The organism is Paracoccus aerius (assembly GCF_014656455.1).
GTDB classification, from domain to species: domain Bacteria; phylum Pseudomonadota; class Alphaproteobacteria; order Rhodobacterales; family Rhodobacteraceae; genus Paracoccus; species Paracoccus aerius.
In genome coordinates this window covers 84,317-106,127 of sequence record NZ_BNCL01000009.1, presented here as the reverse complement: position 1 = coordinate 106,127, position 21,811 = coordinate 84,317, and the positions used below count along the sequence as shown (strand labels likewise).

Here is a 21,811-nt window from a genome sequence, read left to right as displayed (position 1 = left end):
CCGCGATCGACTAGACGGGGCGCGCAAAGGATATGAACATGACGCAGATCACCCCCAAACGCGGCATCATGGACATTGCGCTTTATGTCAGCGGCGAAAGCAGGCTGGCGGGGCGCGATACGGTGCTGAAGTTGTCCTCGAACGAAAACCCACTGGGTTGCAGCGACGCGGCGCGGGCCGCCTATGCCGCGGCGGCGGATGACCTGCATCGCTACCCCAACACCGACCACGCCCCCCTGCGCCGGGCCATTGGCGAGGTTCACGGCCTGGACCCCGACCGGATCATCTGCGGTGTGGGGTCGGATGAGGTCTTGCAGTTCGTGGTCCATGCCTTTGCGGGCGCGGGGGATGAAGTCATCACGACGGAACATGGCTTTTCCATGTATCCGATCCTGGCGCGGATGGTCGGCGCGGCACCCGTCACCGTCCCCGAGGCCGAGCGGCGGATCGACATCGACGCCATCCTGGCCGCCGTGACGGACCGGACGCGCGTGGTTTTCATCGCCAATCCCGCCAACCCCACCGGCACGATGCTGACCCAGGACGAGGTTCAGCGCCTGGTGGATGGGTTGCCGCAATCGGTGCTGCTGGTCCATGACGGCGCCTATACCGAGTTTGCGGCCGGTGCCGATGGGGGCGCGGGGCTTGTGGACCGGCATTCGAATGTGATCATGACCCGCACGTTTTCCAAGATCCACGGGTTGGGCGGGCTGCGGATCGGCTGGGGCTATGCCAGCCGCCAGATCATCGACGTGCTGAACCGCATTCGGCAGCCCTTCAACCTGTCGAACGCCCAGATGGCCGCTGCCGAGGCCGCGATCCGCGACACCGCCTTCCGCGACCATTGCGCCGACCTCAACGCCCGGATGCGGGAACGGCTGCGCAATTCGCTGATCCAGATGGGCATCGGCTGCGACGAAAGCTTCGCCAATTTCGTGCTGGCCCGCTTTGCCGACGCGCCCGAGGCCGAGGCCGCGGATGCCGCGTTGCGCGCCGACGGCATCCTTGTGCGCCGCGTGTCCAGCTATGGCCTGCCCGCCGCCCTGCGCATCACGGTCGGCGACGAGGAGGGCGTCACTCGCGTGATCGACAGCCTTGGCCGCTTCAAGGCCGACCGGAGGGGCGCATGACCGTCATCTACGACCGCGTGGCGCTGATCGGGCTGGGGCTGATCGCCGGGTCCATGTCCCATGCGATCCGCGAAAAGGGGCTGGCCGCCGAAGTGGTGGGATTTGCCCGCAGCGCCGAAACCCGCGATGTCGCCCGCGACATAGGCCTGTGCGATCGCATCACCGACAGCGCGGCCGAGGCGGTGGCGGATGCCGACCTTGTCGTGCTGGCCGTTCCGGTGGGTGCGATGGGCGCCGTCGCGGCCGAGATCGCACCGCATCTGAAGCCAGGCGCGACCGTGACGGACGTGGGTTCCGTCAAGCAATCGGTGATCGACGCAGTGGCGCCCCATATTCCGGCGGGCGTGCATTTCGTTCCCGGCCATCCCCTGGCAGGGACCGAACATTCCGGCCCGCGCGCGGGCTTTGCCAGCCTGTTCCAGAACCGCTGGTGGCTGCTGACCCCCCTGCCCGACACCGACCCCGTCGCCGCGGCCCGGCTGTCCGACCTCGTGCGCGCGATGGGCGCCAAGACCGACAACATGGAACCCGCCCATCACGACCTGGTCCTGGCGGTGACCAGCCATGCGCCGCACCTGATCGCCTATACGATGGTGGGCGTCGCCGACCACCTGCGCCGCGTCACGGACGAGGAGGTGATCCAGTATTCCGCCGCCGGTTTCCGCGACTTCACCCGGATCGCGGCCAGCGACCCGACCATGTGGCGCGACGTGTTCCTGCACAACAAGGAGGCCACGCTGGACATCCTGGGCCGCTTCACCGAGGAACTGTTCGTCCTGCAGCGCGCGATCCGCATGGGCGACGGACAGCAGTTGTTCGATTACTTCACCCGCACCCGCGCCATCCGCCGCGGCATCATCGAGGCGGGCCAGGACACCGCCGCCCCCGACTTCGGCCGCGTCGCTCCGGCGCGCTAGGGCGTGGGCCAGGCGGGGGCCTGCCCGACCTGGATTCCGCCCAGCAGCATCTGGCCGTCGCGCATCTCGACCGGGATGCGCAACTGCCCCTGGGGCGCGGGGGGCATTGGCGGCTGGCCCGGCAGCAATGGACCGGTGAAATCGGCCTGCCCGATGCGGTTCAGCATGGCCCCGACCAGCAGCCGCGCTTGCGGGGGCAGCAGGCCATGATCCACCGCATTGTCCAGAAGCGCCCCCGGATCGCTGGCATAGATTGCCAGCCGCCCCTCGGCCCGGCCATCCGGCCCCTTCTGCAGCAGCCCGGCGATGCGCAAGGCAAGGCCGCGGGCGTCGATATCCAGCCCCTCTGTCATGATGCCCTGAACCATCGGAGCCTCGGGGCCGGCGTTCAGCCCTAGCGGCCGGTCCATCCAGATGCGCAACCCTCCCGTCGCGGCGGCGATCTGCGGCAGGCGCAGATCGGCCAGGTCAAGCTGCGCCTGATAGGCCGCGCCGGGCACCCGGTCGTCACCCACGGCCCGGATCGTGACCCGTCCCGGCCCCGACAGATCAACGCCGTCCAGACCAAGGGCGTCGAACTGCGCCTGCATCTGTTTTAGGGTGCCGCCCAGGGGCGACAGCTTGATCCTGGCCTTGGCGCCATTCATGGAAATCTGCCGCCGACCCGCAGCGTCCTCCAGCACCGCGCTGTCGGGCAGGATGGCGCGCAGTGTCAGCGGCGCCAGCGGCGTCACCCAGGCATCAAGCGACGGCAGCGTGAACAGCCCGGTCTGCGTCGGCAGCATGACCCCCTTCAGCGTCAGGCCCAACCGTCCTGGCCCGGGCTGCGCGGCGATGCTGTCTGCGGGAACGCCTTTGCGGGCCTGGGACACCAGCAACGGCTCGGCCGCGAACCAAAGGCCTGTCAGCAGCAACAAAGCCAGCAGCAGCCAGCGAATGATCCTCATTGTCCCCCTCATCCCCTGCGACCCTTTCATCCTGCCCCGCGCTGCCCTAGTTTTCACGCAATGAACGGAATTGGGCAGATGCGAAAGATAGATTGGGTCTTCGGTTACGGTTCCCTCATCTGGGATCCGGGTTTTGCCCCGGCCGAAACCGCCCGGGCCTGGCTGACCGGCTATGCCCGCAGCTTCTGCCTGCGGTCGATCCAGCATCGCGGCACGGCCAGCCTGCCCGGCCTTGTGCTTGGCCTGGACGCGCAGCCGGAGGCGGAATGCGGCGGCCTGGCCTTGCGGATCGCCGACCACGACCACGACGAGGTGTTGGCCTATCTGCGCGCCCGCGAACTGGTCACCGACGCTTACCAAGAAGCGATCCTGCCCCTGCGGCTGGAGGACGGCCGCCGGGTCGAGGCGCTGGCCTATGTGATGCGGCGGGACCACGTGCAATATGCGGGCGGCCTGCCCGTGGACGAACAGGCAAGGATCATCGCGCAGGCGCATGGCGGGCGCGGGCCCAACGCGGACTATCTGTTCAACACGGCCGCTCATCTGGCGCAGATCGGACTGGGCGACAGCGACATGGACCACCTGTCGGACAAGGTGCGCAGGCTTCTGGAACAAGGCATTAACAGGACAAGCTGAGCGTCGGATCGCTTGGCAAGTGAAATGCCGCGCCCTACACTTGGCCCCGAACAGTTCTGGCCCAGGGGAAGGCGTCCAGTTGAGCGAACCATCGAGCAGCCACCGAGCCGACGCCTCGACCCTGACTGGCCGGACAGGTCCGGCAAATCGTCGGATCACCGCCACCCGGTCAGGCGGCAGCGGGCCGACGAACCCGCATTTCTCGCAACCGGTGCGCCAGATCGTCATGATGGTGACGGTTCTTGCCCTGGTGCTGGCAGGCGGATGGGTCGCCTATGGCCGCATCCTGCCGATCTTCCAGGCGAACTTGTGGCTGAACGGCGTCATCCTGGCCGTTTTCGCGCTTGGGGTGCTGGCCTGTTTCTGGCAGGTGGCGCAACTGATCCGCTCGGTCAGCTGGATCGAGCGTTTCGCGCAACGCCGCCGCAATGCGGTCGAAAAGGGCATCGCCGCGCGCGGCGAATCCGACAGCGGCGACAAGCCCCCGCGCCTGCTCGCACCCCTGGCTGCCCTTCTGGGAACAAGGGGACCGGCCGGGGGGGTGATATCCACCGGCGCGGCAAGTTCGATCCTTGACTCGGTCGCCACCCGAATCGACGAACTTCGCGACATCACCCGGTATCTGACCAACCTGCTGATCTTCCTGGGCCTTCTGGGGACCTTCTACGGCCTCGCCACGACCATCCCAGCCGTTGTCGAGACGATCCGCACCCTTGCCCCGCAGGAAGGCGAAAGCGGCATCCAGGTCTTCGACAAACTGATGAGCGGACTTGAAGCCCAGCTTGGCGGGATGGCCACGGCCTTTTCCTCATCGCTTTTGGGCCTTGCGGGATCGCTGGTCGTGGGGATGCTGGAACTGTTCGCCACCCACGGCCAAAACCGCTTTTACCGCGAGCTCGAGGAATGGATGTCGGGCTTTACGCGCGTCAGCCTTGCCGGATCGGAAGGGGACGCGGTCGATCAGGCGGCGCTTGCCGGTTTCCTCGAACAGATGGCGGGCCAGATGGACCGCCTGCAGCAGATCCAGGCCGATCGCGACCTGCAGCGGGACGAGGCCGCCGCCATGGCCGATGAACGCGTCGTGGTGATGGCACAGGCGGTCGAGGCCCTGGTCCAGCAGACCGAGGCCGCGCGGGACGTGACCCGGGCGGGCACCTCGTCCCTGGCCGAGGCGCTGTCGCGTCTGGCAGCGGGCCAGGACCGGCTTGTGGAACTGGCGCGCGCGCAGTCGGACCGCCCCGCATCGGCGCCCCCCGACATGTCGGGCATCGAGGCAGCCCTGAACCGCTTGGCCCGCGACCTGGCCGAGGGGCGCGACGAGATGGTGGCCGAACTGCGGTCGGACCTGCTTGTGCTGACCCGCGCAGTGCGGGCTGCGCGCTTCAACGATCCGTTCCGCGACGACCTGCTGCGCGATCCGCTGGTTCTGCGGGACAGGAGCTAGGCCATGGCCCTGCGCCGCGCCGCCTCGGGACATCGCTTCTCGACCAATATCTGGCCGGGCTTCGTGGATGCCCTGGCAACGCTGCTGATGGTTCTGGTCTTCGTCCTGACCATCTTCACCGTCATGCAGTCGGTGCTGCGCGACCAGATCACCAACCAGGACGACACGATCACCGAACAGGATCAGGTCATTTCCAGCCAGGAACGCGTAATCTCGGGCCAGGAACGCCGCCTTCAGGAACTGGGCCAGCAGGTCGCGGCCCTGGGCCAGGCCCTGACCGCATCCGAAGACCGCGAGGAAACCCTGCAAGGCCAGCTTGCCGATGCCGAGGCCGAGGCACGCGACAGGGCGGCCCGGATCACCCGGCTGTCCACCCAACTGGAAAGCAGCCAGGGCGAACTGGACCAGGCCCGCAGCCGCCTGACCGACTTCGAGGCCGAGGTTGCGGCGTTGATGGCCGCGCGCGTGGCGGATCGCGAACAAGCCGATGCGCTGCAGCAGCAGATGCAGTCACAACTGGCGCAACAGGAAAGCCGCGCAAGTGCCGCGGAACTGGCGGTGGCAGCGGCCCGCAGCGAGATCGACGCCCAGGCCGAACAGGCCCGCCTTGCCGCCGCCCGGCGCGACGCGCTCGAGGCGCTGACGGCCGACCTGCGCCGCCAGAACCAGGAAACGACCGCCAGGGCCAACGCCCTGCAGGCACAACTGACCGAAGCCGAGGCCGCGCGCTTGACCGATGCCGAGGCCGCCCGCGCCCTGCGCGAGCGTCTGGAGCAGGCCGATGCCGAACTGACCGCCATGACCCTGTCGCTGGAGGAAAGCCGCAAGCGGGCCGAGGAGACCTTGACCCTTCTGGCCGCAGCCGAGGCCGCGCGCGATCAGGCCACGGCCCAGGCCCAGCAAACCCTGACCGAGGTCGAACGCCAGGCGGCGCTGCTGGCCACGGCGGAAAAGGCCTTGGCCGACCAGCAGGGCCTGACCGAGGACGGGCAGCGTCGCGTTGCGCTGCTGAACGAACAGGTGGCGTCCCTGACCGCGCAACTGGGATCGCTGCAGGCGCTTCTGGATGCGGCGGGCGACGAACAGCGGCAAGCCGAATTGCGCGTCGAAAACCTGGGACAGCAGTTGAACGCGGCCCTTCTGCTTGCGGCCGAGGAAAAGGAACGGCGCCTGAGCCTTGAAGAACAGGCACGCCAGCGGGCCGAGGAAGAGGCGCGCGACCTCGCCCGCTATCGGTCCGAGTTCTTCGGCCGCCTGTCGCAGATCCTGTCGGGGCGGGAAGGCGTGCAGGTCGTGGGCGACCGCTTCGTCTTCCAGTCCGAGGTGCTGTTCGCGCCGGGCGAGGCGACGCTTTCAGCCCCCGGGCAGGACCAGGTGGCGCGGGTGGCCCGGATGCTGTCCGAAATCTCGGGCGACATCCCGCCCGAGATAGATTGGATCATCCGCGTGGATGGCCACACCGACAGCACGCCCCTGTCGGGCGCGGGACGTTATCGCGACAACTGGGAACTAAGCCAGGCCCGCGCCCTGGCCGTGGTCCGATACATGACCGAACAGCTTGGCTTCCCGGCCAACCGCCTTGCGCCGGCGGGATTTGCAGACACCCGGCCGGTCTCGGCTGGAAACACGCCCGAGGAGCTTGCCGCGAACCGGCGGATCGAATTGAAGCTGACCGAACGCTGATCAGTGCCCGACGGTGCGCGAGAACAGGTTCACCACCAGCACCCCCAGCACGATCAGGGCAAGGCCGATTACGGCAGGCAGGTCCAGGCGCTGCCCGAAGACGAAGAAGCCGATCAGGGCGACCAGCACGATGCCAAGCGCGCTCCAGATCGCATAGGCGATGCCCAGGGGCAAAGCGCGCAGGCTGAGCGACAAGAGGTAGAAGCTTGCCAGATAGCACAGGGCCATGCCGACGGTCGGCGCCAGCCGCGTAAACTGTTCCGACCGCTGCAAAAGGGATGTGCCGACGACCTCCAAGCCGATCGCGGCAACGAGGGGAACATAGGGAGAATAGGTCACACCGCCGCCTTCTTTCTTCTGTCGGGAACCCCGGCCAGCTTCTTCAGGTGGCTCTCGATTTCCGAGTTCACCTCGGCCCCGACCAGGACGATCATTGCTGCCAGCCACAGCCACATCATCAGGGCAACGACGGCGCCAAGCGAGCCATAGGTCTCGTTATAATTGGCGAAGTTGGCGGCATACCAGCTGAAAAGAACCGACGCGATCACCAGCAGGATCGCCGCCAGGACGGCGCCGGGCGATATCCACCGCCACCGCGAGTTCGGCGCATCCGGTCCCCAGCGATAAAGCGCCGCAAGCGCCAGGATCAGGACGCCGAACATGATGGGCCAGCGGATCATCCCGACAAACGTGCTGGTCGTTTCCGCCATGGGCAGCATCTGCAAAAGGATCGGGATCACGGCGATCATGCCCAGCATCAGGATGATCAGCACCAAGCCGCCAAGGGTAAAGGCCATTGCCACGATGTTCAGGCGCAGGAAGGTGCGCGTCTCGGTCTGGAAGAAGGCGACGTTCAGCGCGGACAGCAGCGCCTTCATCCCGCCATTGGCCGAATAGAAGGCAACCAGCAGCCCGCCGATCCCCGCCACCGACAAGGCTGTCTGAGGTGATGACGTAATGGCCCGCACCTGGTCGCGGATGATCCCAAGCGCGCCCTCGGGCAGCAGGGTTTCCAGCATGTCCAGGTGACCGGAAATGGTGGCAGGATCAGCCACGAGGCCATAGATCGACACGAATGCGGTCAGGGCGGGAAACAGCGAAAGAAGGCCGAAGAAGGTAATACCGCCCGCCACAGCCGTTACGCGGTCGGTGCCGATCTGCGCAAGCGTCGCCTGCGCGATCGCCCACCAGTCTGACCTGCGAAGATGGCGCAGCCCGATATCCTCGGGCCGCATCCCCCGCATGCGGGGCGCTTCGTCCGGCGCCTTTGGCTCGGCGCCCTGGGTCTTCAGGCCAAAGCGCCGGCGAGTGGTGTCATCCAGATCTCCGAAAAGCGCATCGAGAACGCGGGGCTTGTCCTGCTGCATCCACTTCGCCCCGATCAACGGCTACAGCCGGTGGGTTCGTTCATCGTCCTTGGTCCGGCGGGTATCCGAAACCGGCTCTCCGCGCAGGGCCGCACGCAACTGTTCGGCCGTGCCTGCGAATTCCTGGACGATGCCGGTCGCCTGGGTCGCGACCCCGCGGAAGCTTTCGACCGCCAGGGCCATGGACTTCGCGACACCCTCAAGGCTTTGGGACAGGCGGGTCGAGGTGTCGATGAGGCTTTCCGCGAAGTTGGCCTTCTTCCGCTTGATCCTGGGCGCGGCCGTTGACCGGGCCTGAGAGGCTTCGGCGCGCAGGCGGGCGATTTCCTCTCGGTCCTCGCGATCCTGGGCGCGGACGCGACGACGCATTGCCTCGCGCTCATCCTCATCCAGCCGGGCGAAGCGCGGTGCGGACGAAGGGGCCGCATGGTGGCGGGTCGACGACAATGGACGCGGATCGTCTGACAGCGCCTCGGCGATCTTGCGGATCGCCAGGACCGCAGCCGCCGTGCCGCCCGCAACGCCAAGGCCAATCCCGCCCCAGACCGCGATCTTCGCCCCGGTCGAAGAATACGGATGGGCCGACCGGCCATCCGACGATGCGTCCCCCGAAGGGATCACCCGGCGCGGCTGCGGGGCACCGTGGGGCACGCGATGCCCCTGGGGTACGGGGCGGGGGCCAAAGCGGGTTTCGCTGGTATGGTCGGCTTCTGTCTGGGGACGGTCGTCGTCGTGGGTCGGCTTCATCGCTTGTCTCCGGCTTTGTCGGATCGGTTTGCTTCCTCAACAGCTTGCCCGGCCCGAATGTTCCCATCCGCCCCGGTGGGGCAATCGAAAACTTGCCCCCGCGTCAGCACCCCGCTATGCCCGCCCCAACCCGAAAGGAGCCCCCATGATCCCGCGCTATGCCCGCCCCGAGATGACCGCCATCTGGTCCCCCGAAACCCGTTTCCGCATCTGGTTCGAGATCGAGGCCCATGCCTGCGACGCCCAGGCTGACCTGGGCGTCATCCCTCGCGAGAACGCCGAGGCCGTATGGCGCGCCAAGGACGTGGACTTCGACGTGGCCCGCATCGACGAGATCGAGGCGGTGACAAAGCACGACGTGATCGCCTTCCTCACCCACCTGGCCGAACATGTCGGGTCGGACGAGGCACGCTTCGTCCACCAGGGCATGACCAGCAGCGACGTGCTGGACACCACGCTGAATGTGCAACTGGTGCGCGCCGCCGACATCCTGCTGGCCGACATGGACCGCGTCCTGGCCGCGCTGAAGGCCCGCGCCTATGAACACAAGGACACAGTGCGCATCGGCCGCAGCCACGGCATCCATGCGGAACCCACCACCATGGGTCTGACCTTCGCGCGCTTTTACGCCGAGATGAACCGCAACCGCGAGCGTCTGGAGCGCGCCCGTTGGGAAGTCGCGACCGGCGCGATCAGCGGCGCGGTTGGCACCTTCGCCAATATCGACCCCGCGGTCGAGGAACATGTCTGCGCAAAACTGGGCTTGCGCCCTGAACCCATCAGCACGCAGGTGATCCCGCGCGACCGTCACGCGATGTTCTTCGCGACGCTTGGCGTGATCGCGTCCAGCATCGAGAACGTCGCCATCGAGATCCGGCACATGCAGCGGACCGAGGTTCTGGAGGCCGAGGAATTCTTCAGCCCCGGACAAAAGGGCAGTTCGGCGATGCCGCACAAGCGCAACCCGGTCTTGACGGAAAACCTGACCGGCCTCGCCCGCCTTGTTCGCATGGCCGTGATCCCGGCGATGGAGAACGTCGCGCTGTGGCACGAACGCGACATCAGCCATTCATCCGTCGAACGTGGCATCGCACCGGACGCCACCATCACGCTGGACTTCGCGCTGAACCGCCTTGCCGGTGTGATCGAGAAGCTGGTCGTCTACCCCGACAACATGCTGGCCAACATGAACAAGTTCAAAGGCCTGGTAATGTCGCAGCGCGTGCTGCTGGCACTGACGCAGGCAGGCGTCTCGCGCGAGGACGCCTATCGCCTGGTGCAGCGAAACGCCATGAAGGTATGGGAACAGGGCGCTGACTTCAGGGAAGAACTTCTGGCCGATGCCGAGGTGACTGCAGCCCTGTCCCCGGCCGAGATCGAGGAGAAGTTCGACCTTGGCTATCACACCAAGCATGTGGACACGATCTTCCGCCGCGTCTTCGACGAAGACATGAAATAGGGTCACGTAAACCCGATGTTAGGGAAGCTCTGCCAGATTGGCCGCACGAACGGTCGATCTGGACAGGGTTTATGACAATACAAACGGGATTGAACCAAAGGCAGAAGGCGGCGGTGATCGTGCGGCTTCTGCTTGACGACGATCAGGCATCCGGCCTGTCGCGGCTGGACAGCGAAAGCCAGACCCTGCTGGCCGAGGAAATGGCGGGGATGGAACTGATCGACCGCCAGACCCGCGACGCGATCATTACCGAGTTTTGCGACCGGCTCGAATCCGTAGGCGTGACCTTCCCCGGCGATCTGGACGGCACGCTGGCCATGCTGGGCGCGCAGCTTTCCGAAGACAGCACCGACCGGCTGCGGCGGCGGGCAGCCGTATCCGGCCGGGGCGACCCCTGGCCGCGCATCGCCGCCCTGCCCGCCCCCGCCATCACCGCGCTTGCCAATACCGAAGCCGTCGAGATGGTGGCCCTGATGCTGTCCAAGCTTCCGGTGGAACGGGCATCCGAACTGTTTGTGGCCCTGCCCCGCGAACGTGCCCGCGCCGTGGCGCAGGCCATGTCCATGACGGCGGGCGTGACGCCCGAATCGCTGAACCGCGTCGGCCTGATCCTGCTTCAGGCGGCCGAGGCCCTGCCGCGTCCCGCCATTCCCACCCCCGCGACCGACCGGATGGGCGCGATCCTCAACTTCGCGACGGCCGATCTGCGGGACGATGTTCTCAGCAGCCTCGACAGCCATGACGCGGATTTCGCGGGCAATGTGCGCAAGGCGATCTTCATCTTCGCCCATATCCCCGCCCGGGTCCTGCCCCGCGACATTCCCCGCATCATCCGCGAGGTCGAGCAGCCGGTCCTGGTCCGCGCCCTTGCCGCGCAGGGTGAAGCGGAAGCCGCAGCGGCCGAGTTCATCCTGTCCAACCTGTCGCAGCGCATGGCGGACGGGCTGCGAGAGGAACGCAACGATCTGGGCAAGCTGCGCGCCTCCGATATCGAGGAAGCCATGAACGAGGTCGTCGCCGCCATCCGCCGGCTGGAGGAAGCAGGCGAGATCACCCTGATCCTGCCCCAGGACGAGGACTGAGCAGGCTTGCGCAGCCGGACGCCGGGGCCGATAAGCGGGTCATGACCAACGCGATCGCCGTTGCCCTTGTGATCCTGATCCTGGCGCTGTTTGCCGCCGACCAGCTGTGGCTGCATTGGGATCTGCCCTTGCTGGTGGCGCGCTCGATGGACGGCTTCATCGAGCATGTCAGCTTCTGGCGCTAACACCGCGCAGCCTGTCAGGGGCAGCCTGGACGGGCACCACGCGGCATTTGCATCACCCGGAATGGCACGCTAGAGGAACCCAACGTCACTTGGTCGGGAGAGAGAACCATGGCTGTCAAAGTTGCGATCAACGGTTTCGGACGCATCGGGCGCAACGTGCTGCGCGCCATCGTCGAATCGGGGCGCACCGATATCGAGGTCGTTGCGATCAACGATCTGGGGCCGGTCGAAACCAACGCGCATCTGCTGCGCTATGACAGCGTCCACGGCCGCTTCCCGGCCACCGTCACCGTGAACGGCGATTCCATCGATGTGGGACGCGGCCCGATCAAGGTGACCGCGATCCGCAACCCGGCCGACTTGCCCTGGGGCGATGTCGATGTCATCATGGAATGCACCGGCATCTTCACGTCCAAGGACAAGGTCCAGCCGCACCTGTCCACCGGTGCCAAGCGCGTCCTGATCTCGGCCCCGGGTGACAATGCCGACAAGACCATCGTCTTCGGCGTGAACGACGACACGCTGACCGCCGATGATCTGGTCGTGTCGAACGCAAGCTGCACCACCAACTGCCTGTCGCCCGTCGCCAAGGTCCTGAACGACAGCATCGGGATCGCCAAGGGCTTCATGACCACGATCCACAGCTATACCGGCGACCAGCCTACGCTGGACACGATGCACAAGGACCTGTACCGCGCCCGCGCCGCCGCCCTGTCGATGATCCCGACCTCGACCGGCGCCGCCAAGGCCGTGGGCCTGGTGCTGCCGGAACTGAAGGGCAAGCTGGACGGCGTGGCAATCCGCGTGCCCACGCCGAACGTGTCGGTCGTGGACCTGGTCTTCGAAGCAGGCCGCGACACCTCGGTCGAGGAAGTCAATGCCGCGATCAAGGCCGCGGCCGACGGCCCGATGAAGGGCATCCTGGGCTATACCGAGGAGAAGCTGGTTTCGACCGACTTCAACCACGACCCGCATTCGTCGATCTTCCACATGGATCAGACCAAGGTGATGGAAGGCCGCATGGTCCGCATCCTGACCTGGTACGACAACGAATGGGGCTTCTCGAACCGCATGTCCGACACCGCGGTTGCGATGGGAAAGCTGATCTGAACCGGCGAGCCGGGTGAAACAGGGTCGGCGGGTCGAACCTGCCGCCCTTTCCTATGCCGGATAGATCATCCGTGCCGACATCCCGCCATCGACCACGAATCGCTGGCCGGTGATGAAGCCCGCCTCGTCCGAGGCGAGATAGGCCACCAGCCCTGCGATATCCCCTGGTGTCCCGATCCGTCCGACGGGATGCTGCGCCTTCTCGGCCTCGCTGTGCTGGGGGGTGCTGCGGCTGGCGCGCTTCTGGTAGTCGGCGGTCTCGATCCAGCCGGGCAGGACGGCGTTCACGCGGATATCCGGTCCAAGGCTGACCGCAAGCGCGTGCGACAGCGCCAGCAGCGCACCCTTGGACGCCGCATAAGCCTCGGTTTCAGGTTCCGACTGCAGCGCGCGGGTCGAGGACATCAGAATGATCGACCCCTTCGCCTGCCGCAGAAGCGGCACTGCGGCGCGGACCATCAGGAAGGCGCCGGTCAGGTGGCTATCCAGCATCCGCTGCCAGTCCGACAGGGACAGAGCCGCGATCGGGCCGGTTTCAGGGTTCGCGATCCCGGCATTGGACACCAGCAGGTCCAGCCCCTCCGCCTCCAGCCAGTCGCGCAGCTGCGCAAAGCCATCTTCAACGGCATCCTCGTCAGCAACATCCACCGTCAGCGCCAGCAGGTCAGGGTCGTCCCCGGCCATTTCGGCCACCGCCTCGGGGTCGAGGTCGAACAATGCCACCCGCCAGCCGTCGGCCCGCAGCCGCTGAACAATGCCCCTGCCGATGCCCTGCGCGCCGCCGGTGATCAGTGCCGTCTTCATGCCATGCCTCCTGCCATCAGGCAGCAGAACGGCAGGACCGGCGGTTCGTTCCGTCAGCGGGGCTTGGTCAAGCGGCGCGAATTGGCGCGGATGCGCTTGCCATAGGGCCGCAGCGCGGCGGACATGACCCGTTCGGCGCTTGCGCCCCGGCCCGCCGCCTGCGCCATGGCGAACAGCGATTCGGTCGCCGCCGCCTGCTTTTCGGCGACCATTCGGAACGGCTCTCCTGGCGCCTGGGCCATCATGCCCATCATGCCCGCGGTCCGCAGGCCGATCACCGTCTGCGCCTCGATCGTCATGCGGGCGAATTGGGGCCAGAGGCGGAGCGGGTTCTTGGGCATCGTCGGGAACATCGGGCTTTCCTTGCGCTATGGGACCAGTCTGGGCTGACGCAGGCGTCAACACAAGTCGGACATTCGGATAGGTCAGTGCAATTTTCGGCGGGCCTGCTTGGCAAGCCGGGCCTGCCATGTATAGAGGCAGGCCATGACCGACCGCATCACCCTTCGCCGCCCCGACGACTGGCACCTGCACCTGCGCGACGGCGCGATGCTGGCGGCCGTCGCCCCCCATTCCGCGGGCTTCGGCCGCGCGATCATCATGCCGAACCTGGTGCCCCCGGTGGTGACAGGCGCGCAGGCCGCAGCTTATCGCGACCGGATCCTGGCGGCCCTGCCCGAGGGGGCGGCGCTGCAGCCGCAGATGACGCTGTATCTGACTGACGCGACCGATCCCGCCGATGTGGTGGCCGCGTTCAGGGACGGCATCATCCGCGCGGTTAAGCTGTATCCTGCGGGCGCCACGACCAACTCCGCCAGCGGCGTCACCGATTTCGACCGCGTCCGGCCCGTGCTGGAGGCCATGGCCGAGGCTGGCGTCACGCTGTGCGTCCACGGAGAGGTCACCGATCCGGCCGTGGACATCTTCGACCGCGAGGCTGTCTTCATCGACCGCGTGCTGGACCCGCTGCGCCGCCGCACGCCCGGCCTGCGCGTGGTGATGGAACATATCACCACCAGCGAGGGCGTGGCCTATGCCCGGTCGGGCGGTGACGATCTGGCTGCGACGATCACCACGCATCACCTGGTCATCAACCGCAATGCAATCCTGGCTGGCGGCATCCGGCCCCACTACTATTGCCTGCCTGTCGCCAAGCGCGAATCGCACCGCCTGGCGCTGCGCGAGGCCGCAACCAGCGGCGAGGCGCGCTTCTTCCTGGGAACCGACAGCGCCCCCCATGCGGACAGCGCCAAGCTGCAACCGTGCGGCTGTGCTGGCTGCTTCACCGCGCCGAACACCATGTCGATCCTGGCCCAGGTCTTCGAGGACGAAAACGCCCTGGACCGGCTGGAAGCATTCGCCAGCCTGAACGGGGCCGCCTTCTATGGGCTTCTCCCGAACGACGGCCGGATCACCCTGACCCGCCGCGACAGGCCTGCCGACTACCCGGCCCAGGTCGCCGCAGGCGGCGAAACCGTCACCGTCTTCGACCCCGGCTTCCCCCTTTTCTGGCACCTGGAGGACAAATGAGCCTGACTTTTCCCGCGCGCGAGGAGATCGCCCGCCTGTCCGCCCGGATGCTGCTGGAAATCAAGGCCGTGGACTTCAACGCGGCCCAGCCCTTCACCTATGCCTCGGGCCTCAAGGGTCCGACCTACGTGGATTGCCGCCGCATCATCAGCTTTCCACGCGTCCGCGCGACCCTGATGGACTTCATGGCTGCGACGGTGATGCGGGACGCCGGCTTCGAGGCCTTCGACAACGTGGCTGGCGGCGAGACCGCGGGCATTCCTTTCGCCGCCATGGTCGCGGAACGGCTGGGCCTGCCCATGACCTATGTGCGCAAGAAGCCCAAGGGTTACGGCCGCAACGCCCGGATCGAAGGCGCCATGACCGAGGGCCAGCGTGTCCTGCTGGTCGAGGATCTGACCACCGACGGCGGCAGCAAGCTGTCCTTCGTGGACGCGATTCGCGATACCGGGGCCAGCTGCGCGCATACCGCGGTGATCTTCTATTACGGCATCTTCCCGGAAACGACGCAACGCCTGGCCGATCATGGTGTAACGCTGCATCACCTCTGCACCTGGTGGGACGTCCTGGCCGAGGCCCGCGCCCAGGCGGCGTTCGACGAGCAAACGCTGGCCGAGGTCGAGACCTTCCTGACCGACCCCCGCGCCTGGCAGGCAGCCAACGCCTGACTTATCCACAGGCAGTCCACAGAACCGCCCCCCGAAAACGAACCCCGCGGCGTTCCCCGCGCGGGACTTCGCGTGTAGAACGGTACCGAAGACCAAAGGGGGCAGTCCATGACCAATCTCCGCGCCATCATTCCAGGCCAGCCCGTCAGCGCCGAGGAGACGCCCTCGATCCCCTTCTCGCTCGAGGCCGAACAGCAGCTTCTGGGCGCCCTTCTGACCAACAACGACGTTTTCGACCGCGTCAGCCAGATCATCAAGCCGGATCACTTCTATCATCCGGTCCATGCCCGCATCTTCGACATCTGTTCCGAACGCATCCGCAAGAACGCCCTTGCCAGTCCGGTCACGATCAAGGCCTTTCTGGAACATGACGACGGGCTGAAGGAACTGGGCGGCCCTGCCTATCTGGCGCGGATCGCGGGGGCCGCGATCAGCGCCTATGCCGCGCGCGATTACGCCCAGATGATCCGCGAATTCGCCCTGCGCCGCGAACTGATCCAGCTTGGCCAGGATATTTCCGCCCGCGCCGCCACCGTCGAGGTGGGTGACGAGGCCGAGGAACAGATCAAGGCGGCCGAACAGACGCTGTACAAGCTGGGCGAGGCCGGCACTGCCGAGCGTGGCTTCCAGTCATTCCTCAAGGCCGTGACCGGGGCCGTGCAAGCGGCCAACGCCGCCTATCAGCGCGACGGCAAGCTGTCGGGGATCTCGACCGGGCTGATCGACCTGGACGGCAAGATGGGCGGGCTGAATAACTCGGACCTCATCATCCTGGCGGGCCGTCCCTCGATGGGGAAGACCTCGCTTGCGACCAACATCGCCTTCAACATCGCCAAGGCCCACAAGACCGGCGAACGGCCCGACGGCACCATCGGCACGGTCGAGGGCGGCGTCGTGGGCTTTTTCAGCCTTGAGATGTCGGCCGAACAGCTTGCAGCCAGGATCTTGTCGGAAGCAGCCGAGGTGCCCAGCGAACGCATCCGCAGCGGCAACATGGACGAGGCCGAGTTCCGCCGCTTCGTCGAGGCGGCGCACGCCTTGCAGAACTGCCCGCTTTACATCGACGACACGCCCGCCCTGCCGATCAACCAGCTTGCCGCCCGCGCCCGCAAGCTGAAGCGGACGCATGGGCTTGATGTGCTGATGGTGGACTATCTTCAGCTTCTGAAGGCAGCCTCCGCCAAGGACAGCCGCGTGAACGAGGTGTCCGAGATCACGCAAGGGTTGAAGGCCGTGGCCAAGGAGCTGAACATTCCAGTCATCGCCCTGTCGCAGTTGTCCCGCCAGGTCGAAAACCGCGACGACAAGCGCCCGCAGCTTTCCGACCTGCGCGAATCCGGATCCATCGAACAGGACGCCGACATCGTGATGTTCGTGTTCCGCGAGGAATACTACAAGGAACGCGAGAAGCCGTCGGACAGCGATCTTGACGCCATGGCCAAGTGGCAGCAGGTGATGGAACAGTGCCATGGCAAGGCCGAGGTGATCCTGGGCAAGCAGCGCCACGGACCCATCGGCACGGTCGAGCTGTCTTTCGAAGGCCAGTTCACCCGCTTTGGCAACCTTGCAAAGGACCGGCAGTCGCAATGGGACTAGGTCTGCCGGTCCCCGTCGCGACCATCGGCCTGCTGATTGCCTCGAACGTCTTCATGACGGTGGCGTGGTATGGGCACCTGAAGTTCAAGACTGCGCCCCTGGTGACGGTGATCTTCGTCAGTTGGGGCATCGCCTTTTTCGAATACGTGATGCAGGTGCCCGCGAACCGGATCGGCTATGGGCATTTCAGCGCCGCACAGTTGAAGACCATACAAGAGGTCATCAGCCTGTCAGTCTTCGCGCTGTTTTCCTGGATCTACCTTGGCGAACGCATCGGCTGGCAGCACGGCGTGGGCTTCGGCCTGATCTGCCTGGGCGCCTGGTTCATCTTCCACGACTTCGGCTAGGCGCACCGGCGGCCGGCGCGCCTGTCGGTCAGTGCGTCCAAGGGCCGCGGCGGTCGGTCGCGAAGTTCTCGCCATAGCCGCGGGGGCGGATATTGGCGGCGCGGCTGTGGGGTGGCTGGACGACATATTCCAGGCCACGCTCGCGGGCGTAATCCTCGGCCTGCTTCTGGGTCTCGAAGTGCAGGCGGACCTGGCTTTGGGTGTCGTCGCTGCTGATCCAGCCCATCAAGGGGTCGATGTCGCGCCCCTGGGGCGGAAACTCCAGCACCCATTTCTTGGTCCGCGCATTGCCGGACTGCATGGCATTGCGGGCAGGTTGATAGATGCGAACGCGCATTGGGCAGCCTTTCGGTCGATATCGCGCGACTTATCGCCAATCGCGGGCCGCTGATCAAGGGCCGGAACGGCTGGTCCCGGCTTGCGTTGACCCGCGATACCGCAACAACGCAGGAGGATACGATGCCGTTTCGCACAGCAGCCGCCCTTGGGCTGATGATGGCCTTTCCCGCCGCCGCGCAGGATGCCGCATCCCCCCCACCGGCCGAGGGCGCAGCACCCCTGATCGCCGAACTGAAAACCGCCGAGGGCGAAAGCCTGGGCACCGCGACCGCCGTCGCCACGCCGTCGGGGATGATGCTGGTCACGCTGGAGCTCGAGGGCCTGCCGCCCGGCATCCACGGCGCCCATATCCACGAGACTGGCGAATGTTCGCCGCCCGATTTCGAATCGGCGGGCGGCCATCTGGCGGGCGACAAGGAACATGGCGTCATGTCGGCAAACGGGCCGCATCCTGGCGACCTGCCCAACATCCACGTCCCCGACAGCGGGGCGCTGACGGTCGAGCATTTCGCCGCCGACCTGACGACCGAGCTGATGATGGACGACAACGGGGCGGCCATCATCATCCATGAACAGCCCGACGACTATGTCGGCCAGCCCTCGGGCCATGCCGGGGGGCGGGTGGCCTGCGGCACCTTCGCCCAGGCAGGCTGATCCTATTCGACTGGCGCGGCGTCCGCGAAGGGCGCCGTGACCTCGGCCGTTGCGGCCTGCTTGTCATAGATGCAGATCATCCTTTCCTGCGTCCCGCCTTGGCCCACCGTGATCAGGGCCGCGCCATAGCTTTCGGAACCGAAGGGGTTGACCTCGACGGTGACGGTGGCATCGGGCGCGGTCTGGACCAAGCTGCGGCAGCTTTCCTCGACCGAGGCGCGGAAATCGTCCCAGGCCTCGTCGGACGATCCCCAGGCCGCCAGCGGCAGGATCAGAAACAGTCCTGCAAGTGCTTGTTTCATCGCTTTTCTCCTTTTGCGAAAGGAACGCGCGGGCGCCCCGTTCGTTCTGCTTGAAACAGAGAGGTGATCGAATGCCGTGGGCCCGCGCAATCCTTTTCGTCATCGCTGCAACAAGTGTCGGTGCCTGCGCATCCGGCTATAGCCTGACGGTCGCTGCCACCCAATGCGATCTGACACAGCACCAGCGGCTGGTAGGGATGAACATCGGAGAGGTGACCTTGCCGCCCCAGCTCCACTATCGGGAAATCAGCCCGGGGCAGCTGGTGACCCAGGAATACCAGCCGGGCCGGCTGAACATCTTCCTGGACCCCAAGGGCTGGATCGCACGCGTGACCTGCGGCTGATCAGCCCCTCGCACGGTCCACGACAGCCACGGCCCGGGCAATCGCATCCGTGATCGTCAGGTTGCTTGTGTCCAGCACCACCGCGTCCTCGGCAGGCCGCAGCGGCGCTGTCGCGCGTTCGCGGTCGCGCCGGTCGCGTTCCTGCAATTCGGCCAGCATCAGGACGGGATCGGCACCCAGTTCCGCCGCCCGCCGCTGCGCGCGGACCTGGTCCGAGGCCGTGACATACAGCTTTACCGGCGCACCGGGGCAGATCACCGTGCCGATATCGCGACCGTCCAGAACCGCGCCCGGTTCTTGACCTGCGAAGCGGTGCTGGAAGGCCAGAAGTGCTGCGCGGACTTCGGGAATGGCGGCGATGCGGCTGGCGGCCTGCCCAGCCTCGGCGCTGCGCAGATCCGGGCGCGAAAGGTCTGTTTTTTCAAGCGTCCGCGCTGCCGCGACCGGATCGCCCCCCTTCGCCCCCACGGCCCGATACAGCAGGCCGGTATCAAGGTGATGAAAGCCGAAATGGGCGGCCAGGGCGCGGGCGATGGTGCCCTTGCCCGAGGCGGCCGGTCCGTCGATGGCGATGATGAATGGCATGGTCACGCAACACTGGTTTCGCGCCCTCCATCGCACGGCGCGCGGCCCCAGGTCCACCGCCTTGCGCAAAAGAAAACGCCGGCCCAAGGGGACCGGCGTTCGTCGTCTTGATCGTGACGGAAAGGATCAGGCGTTGCCCAGGGTCTTGGCGACCTCGGCGGCGAAATCCTCTTCCTTCTTCTCGATGCCTTCGCCCACGGAAACGCGGGCAAAGCCGGTGATCTCGACCCCGGCTTCCGTCGCGGCCTGTTCGACGGTGACATCGGGGTTGATCACGAAGGGCTGGCCCAGCAGCGTGTTTTCAGCCACGAACTTCTTCATCCGGCCGGGGATGATGTTGTTCTGGATCACGGCTTCCGGCTTCGGCTTGGCCGATGCGGCGTTCTCTTCCAAGGCCTTGGCGGTCTGGACTTCCAGCTCGCGCGCCAGCAGGGCCGGGTCAAGCGTGGCTTCCGACAACGAGACCGGGTTGGTCGCGGCGATATGCATCGCGAACTGCTTGCCGACGGCCTGCGCCTTGTCCTTGTCGCCCTTCAGCGCGACCAGCACGCCGATCTTGCCCATGCCCTCGCCCGCGGCGTTGTGGACATAGGAAACGACGGTTTCGCCTTCCAGCAGGTGCATCCGGCGCAGGGTCATGTTCTCGCCGATGCGGGCGATGGCGTCGGTCAGCACCTCGGACACGGGCTTGCCGTTCAGGTGCGTGGCCTTCAGCACCTCGATGTCATCCGCCGTGGTCAGCGCGATGTCGGTGATGTCGCGGACCAGTTGCTGGAAATCGGCGTTCTTGGCAACGAAATCGGTTTCCGAGTTGATCTCGACGGCGACGCCGCGGCCATCGGTCACCTGCACGCCGATCAGGCCTTCGGCGGCCACGCGGTCGGCCTTCTTGGCGGCCTTGGCAAGGCCCTTGGTGCGCAGCCAGTCGATGGCGGCTTCCATGTTGCCGTCGGTTTCGGTCAGCGCCTTCTTGGCATCCATCATCCCTGCGCCGGTCGTTTCGCGCAGCTCTTTCACCATCGCGGCGGTGATAGCCATGATCCGTCTCCTTTGATCAACGCGTCAGGCGGGGCATATCCCCGCCTGACGACAGTTCCGTAAATATCCGGTTCGCGGCGACGATCAGGCGTCGGCGGTTGCCTCTTCCTCGGCGGCGGGCTGGTCCAGCAGCTCGTCGGGGGCGTCGGACAATGCGCCCACGTCCACACCGGCCGCACCCATTTGCGCCGACATGCCGTCAAGCGCCGCACGGCTGGCCAGGTCGCAATACAGCGCGATGGCGCGGGCCGCGTCGTCGTTTCCGGGGATGATGTAGTCCACGCCTTCGGGCGAGCAGTTGGTGTCGACCACGGCGACGACCGGGATGCCCAGCTTCTTGGCTTCCAGGATGGCCAGGTCTTCCTTGTTCACGTCGATGACGAACAGCAGGTCCGGCAGGCCGCCCATGTGGCGGATGCCGCCCAGCGAGGCTTGCAGTTTCGCCTGCTCGCGTTCCAGCTGCAGACGCTCTTTCTTGGTCATGCCTTCCGCGCCGCCGGCCATCGTCTCGTCAATCGCCTTCAGGCGGTTGATCGACTGGGACACGGTTTTCCAGTTGGTCAGCGTGCCGCCCAGCCAGCGGTGGTTCATGTAGAACTGGGCCGAACGTTCGGCGGCGTCCGCGATGGGCTTCTGGGCCTGGCGCTTGGTGCCGACGAACAGCACGCGGCCGCCCTTGGCAACGGTGTCGCGCACGACCTGCAGGGCCGCGTCCAGCATCGGCAAGGTCTGGGTCAGGTCCAGGATGTGGATGCCGTTGCGGTCGCCATAGATGAACTCCGCCATGCGCGGGTTCCAGCGTTGCGTCTGGTGACCATAGTGAACGCCAGCTTCCAAGAGCTGACGCAGATTGAATTCGGGAAGCGCCATTCCATGTCCTTTCCGGTTTGCGCCTTG

At 66.3% G+C, this 21,811-nt stretch carries 26 protein-coding genes; 15 read left to right on the top strand and 11 right to left on the bottom strand.

The window, feature by feature from the left end; all coding sequences use genetic code 11:
• Nucleotides 1-38: 38 nt before the first annotated feature.
• Together hisC and IE224_RS12145 are read left to right on the top strand one after the other, a co-directional pair.
• Complete coding sequence (hisC, locus tag IE224_RS12150; RefSeq protein WP_191310702.1) at nt 39-1,130, top strand: histidinol-phosphate transaminase; 1,092 nt, start codon at nt 39-41, stop codon at nt 1,128-1,130.
• Complete coding sequence (locus IE224_RS12145; protein WP_191310700.1) at nt 1,127-2,047, top strand: prephenate/arogenate dehydrogenase family protein; 921 nt, start codon at nt 1,127-1,129, stop codon at nt 2,045-2,047. Before hisC ends, IE224_RS12145 begins: the two co-directional genes overlap by 4 nt.
• On the opposite strand, the gene IE224_RS12140 is transcribed toward IE224_RS12145, so the two are convergent.
• The gene (locus IE224_RS12140; protein WP_191310698.1) at nt 2,044-2,994 is read right to left on the bottom strand and encodes a DUF2125 domain-containing protein; all 951 of its coding nucleotides are present in this window, start codon (nt 2,992-2,994) and stop codon (nt 2,044-2,046) included. The genes IE224_RS12145 and IE224_RS12140 overlap by 4 nt on opposite strands.
• Nucleotides 2,995-3,072: 78 nt before the next feature.
• Here IE224_RS12140 and IE224_RS12135 point away from each other — a divergent pair, with 78 nt between their 5' ends.
• The 3 genes from IE224_RS12135 to IE224_RS12125 all read left to right on the top strand — a co-directional run bounded on the left by IE224_RS12135 (nt 3,073) and on the right by IE224_RS12125 (nt 6,757).
• A complete protein-coding gene (locus IE224_RS12135; protein WP_229849359.1) occupies nt 3,073-3,630 on the top strand; it encodes a gamma-glutamylcyclotransferase in 558 nt (185 codons plus the stop codon).
• Between the two features lie 226 nt (nt 3,631-3,856).
• A complete protein-coding gene (locus IE224_RS12130) occupies nt 3,857-5,074 on the top strand; it encodes a biopolymer transporter ExbB (RefSeq protein WP_229849365.1) in 1,218 nt (405 codons plus the stop codon).
• Between the two features lie 3 nt (nt 5,075-5,077).
• The gene (locus tag IE224_RS12125; protein WP_191310694.1) at nt 5,078-6,757 is read left to right on the top strand and encodes a peptidoglycan -binding protein; all 1,680 of its coding nucleotides are present in this window, start codon (nt 5,078-5,080) and stop codon (nt 6,755-6,757) included.
• Here the strand turns inward: IE224_RS12125 and IE224_RS12120 are convergent, their stop codons facing one another.
• The 3 genes from IE224_RS12120 to IE224_RS12110 are packed head-to-tail and all read right to left on the bottom strand — an operon-like array spanning nt 6,758 to nt 8,871.
• Entirely contained in the window at nt 6,758-7,096 is a 339-nt protein-coding gene (locus IE224_RS12120; protein WP_167622304.1) for an SMR family transporter, read from the bottom strand.
• A complete protein-coding gene (locus IE224_RS12115; protein ID WP_191310692.1) occupies nt 7,093-8,124 on the bottom strand; it encodes a YihY/virulence factor BrkB family protein in 1,032 nt (343 codons plus the stop codon). The genes IE224_RS12120 and IE224_RS12115 overlap by 4 nt, the downstream gene beginning before the upstream one ends.
• A gap of 21 nt (nt 8,125-8,145) precedes the next feature.
• Entirely contained in the window at nt 8,146-8,871 is a 726-nt protein-coding gene (locus IE224_RS12110) for a hypothetical protein (RefSeq protein WP_191310690.1), read from the bottom strand.
• Nucleotides 8,872-9,016: 145 nt separating this feature from the next.
• Between IE224_RS12110 and purB the strand changes: the two genes are divergently transcribed.
• The 4 genes from purB to gap all read left to right on the top strand — a co-directional run bounded on the left by purB (nt 9,017) and on the right by gap (nt 12,707).
• On the top strand, nt 9,017-10,330 hold the full coding sequence (purB, locus tag IE224_RS12105; protein ID WP_191310688.1) for an adenylosuccinate lyase: 1,314 nt from the start codon (nt 9,017-9,019) through the stop codon (nt 10,328-10,330).
• A gap of 71 nt (nt 10,331-10,401) precedes the next feature.
• Complete coding sequence (locus tag IE224_RS12100; protein ID WP_167622308.1) at nt 10,402-11,412, top strand: FliG C-terminal domain-containing protein; 1,011 nt, start codon at nt 10,402-10,404, stop codon at nt 11,410-11,412.
• Between the two features lie 41 nt (nt 11,413-11,453).
• Nucleotides 11,454-11,597, top strand: a complete 144-nt coding sequence (locus IE224_RS12095; protein ID WP_167622309.1) for a hypothetical protein — start codon at nt 11,454-11,456, stop codon at nt 11,595-11,597.
• A gap of 108 nt (nt 11,598-11,705) precedes the next feature.
• Nucleotides 11,706-12,707, top strand: coding sequence for a type I glyceraldehyde-3-phosphate dehydrogenase (gap, locus tag IE224_RS12090; protein ID WP_167622310.1), 1,002 nt, complete (start codon nt 11,706-11,708; stop codon nt 12,705-12,707).
• Between the two features lie 51 nt (nt 12,708-12,758).
• On the opposite strand, the gene IE224_RS12085 is transcribed toward gap, so the two are convergent.
• Together IE224_RS12085 and IE224_RS12080 are read right to left on the bottom strand one after the other, a co-directional pair.
• The gene (locus tag IE224_RS12085; RefSeq protein WP_191310686.1) at nt 12,759-13,511 is read right to left on the bottom strand and encodes an SDR family NAD(P)-dependent oxidoreductase; all 753 of its coding nucleotides are present in this window, start codon (nt 13,509-13,511) and stop codon (nt 12,759-12,761) included.
• Between the two features lie 53 nt (nt 13,512-13,564).
• Nucleotides 13,565-13,864: an antibiotic ABC transporter gene (locus IE224_RS12080; protein WP_191310684.1), complete on the bottom strand. Its 300-nt coding sequence runs from the start codon at nt 13,862-13,864 to the stop codon at nt 13,565-13,567.
• 133 nt (nt 13,865-13,997) lie between these two features.
• Here IE224_RS12080 and pyrC point away from each other — a divergent pair, with 133 nt between their 5' ends.
• From pyrC to IE224_RS12060, 4 genes are all read left to right on the top strand, one after another.
• Nucleotides 13,998-15,041 (top strand): dihydroorotase, encoded by a 1,044-nt coding sequence (pyrC, locus tag IE224_RS12075; RefSeq protein WP_191310682.1) that lies wholly within the window; start codon nt 13,998-14,000, stop codon nt 15,039-15,041.
• Nucleotides 15,038-15,709 (top strand): orotate phosphoribosyltransferase, encoded by a 672-nt coding sequence (locus tag IE224_RS12070; RefSeq protein WP_167622314.1) that lies wholly within the window; start codon nt 15,038-15,040, stop codon nt 15,707-15,709. Before pyrC ends, IE224_RS12070 begins: the two co-directional genes overlap by 4 nt.
• 108 nt (nt 15,710-15,817) lie before the next feature.
• On the top strand, nt 15,818-17,305 hold the full coding sequence (locus IE224_RS12065; RefSeq protein WP_191310680.1) for a replicative DNA helicase: 1,488 nt from the start codon (nt 15,818-15,820) through the stop codon (nt 17,303-17,305).
• A complete protein-coding gene (locus IE224_RS12060) occupies nt 17,296-17,652 on the top strand; it encodes a DMT family protein (RefSeq protein ID WP_167622316.1) in 357 nt (118 codons plus the stop codon). The genes IE224_RS12065 and IE224_RS12060 overlap by 10 nt, the downstream gene beginning before the upstream one ends.
• Before the next feature lie 28 nt (nt 17,653-17,680).
• On the opposite strand, the gene IE224_RS12055 is transcribed toward IE224_RS12060, so the two are convergent.
• The gene (locus tag IE224_RS12055) at nt 17,681-17,989 is read right to left on the bottom strand and encodes an ETC complex I subunit (RefSeq protein WP_167622317.1); all 309 of its coding nucleotides are present in this window, start codon (nt 17,987-17,989) and stop codon (nt 17,681-17,683) included.
• A gap of 122 nt (nt 17,990-18,111) precedes the next feature.
• Here IE224_RS12055 and IE224_RS12050 point away from each other — a divergent pair, with 122 nt between their 5' ends.
• A complete protein-coding gene (locus IE224_RS12050; RefSeq protein WP_191310678.1) occupies nt 18,112-18,645 on the top strand; it encodes a superoxide dismutase family protein in 534 nt (177 codons plus the stop codon).
• A 2-nt stretch (nt 18,646-18,647) separates the two neighbouring features.
• Here the strand turns inward: IE224_RS12050 and IE224_RS12045 are convergent, their stop codons facing one another.
• Entirely contained in the window at nt 18,648-18,947 is a 300-nt protein-coding gene (locus tag IE224_RS12045) for a hypothetical protein (RefSeq protein ID WP_191310676.1), read from the bottom strand.
• A gap of 71 nt (nt 18,948-19,018) precedes the next feature.
• Between IE224_RS12045 and IE224_RS12040 the strand changes: the two genes are divergently transcribed.
• Complete coding sequence (locus IE224_RS12040; protein ID WP_167622320.1) at nt 19,019-19,291, top strand: I78 family peptidase inhibitor; 273 nt, start codon at nt 19,019-19,021, stop codon at nt 19,289-19,291.
• Here IE224_RS12040 and IE224_RS12035 read toward each other — a convergent pair whose 3' ends face one another.
• From IE224_RS12035 to rpsB, 3 genes are all read right to left on the bottom strand, one after another.
• Nucleotides 19,292-19,876 (bottom strand): (d)CMP kinase, encoded by a 585-nt coding sequence (locus tag IE224_RS12035; RefSeq protein WP_191310674.1) that lies wholly within the window; start codon nt 19,874-19,876, stop codon nt 19,292-19,294.
• A gap of 126 nt (nt 19,877-20,002) precedes the next feature.
• Nucleotides 20,003-20,914: a translation elongation factor Ts gene (gene tsf, locus IE224_RS12030; protein ID WP_191310672.1), complete on the bottom strand. Its 912-nt coding sequence runs from the start codon at nt 20,912-20,914 to the stop codon at nt 20,003-20,005.
• Between the two features lie 84 nt (nt 20,915-20,998).
• Entirely contained in the window at nt 20,999-21,784 is a 786-nt protein-coding gene (rpsB, locus tag IE224_RS12025; protein WP_167622323.1) for a 30S ribosomal protein S2, read from the bottom strand.
• Nucleotides 21,785-21,811 lie beyond the last annotated feature (27 nt).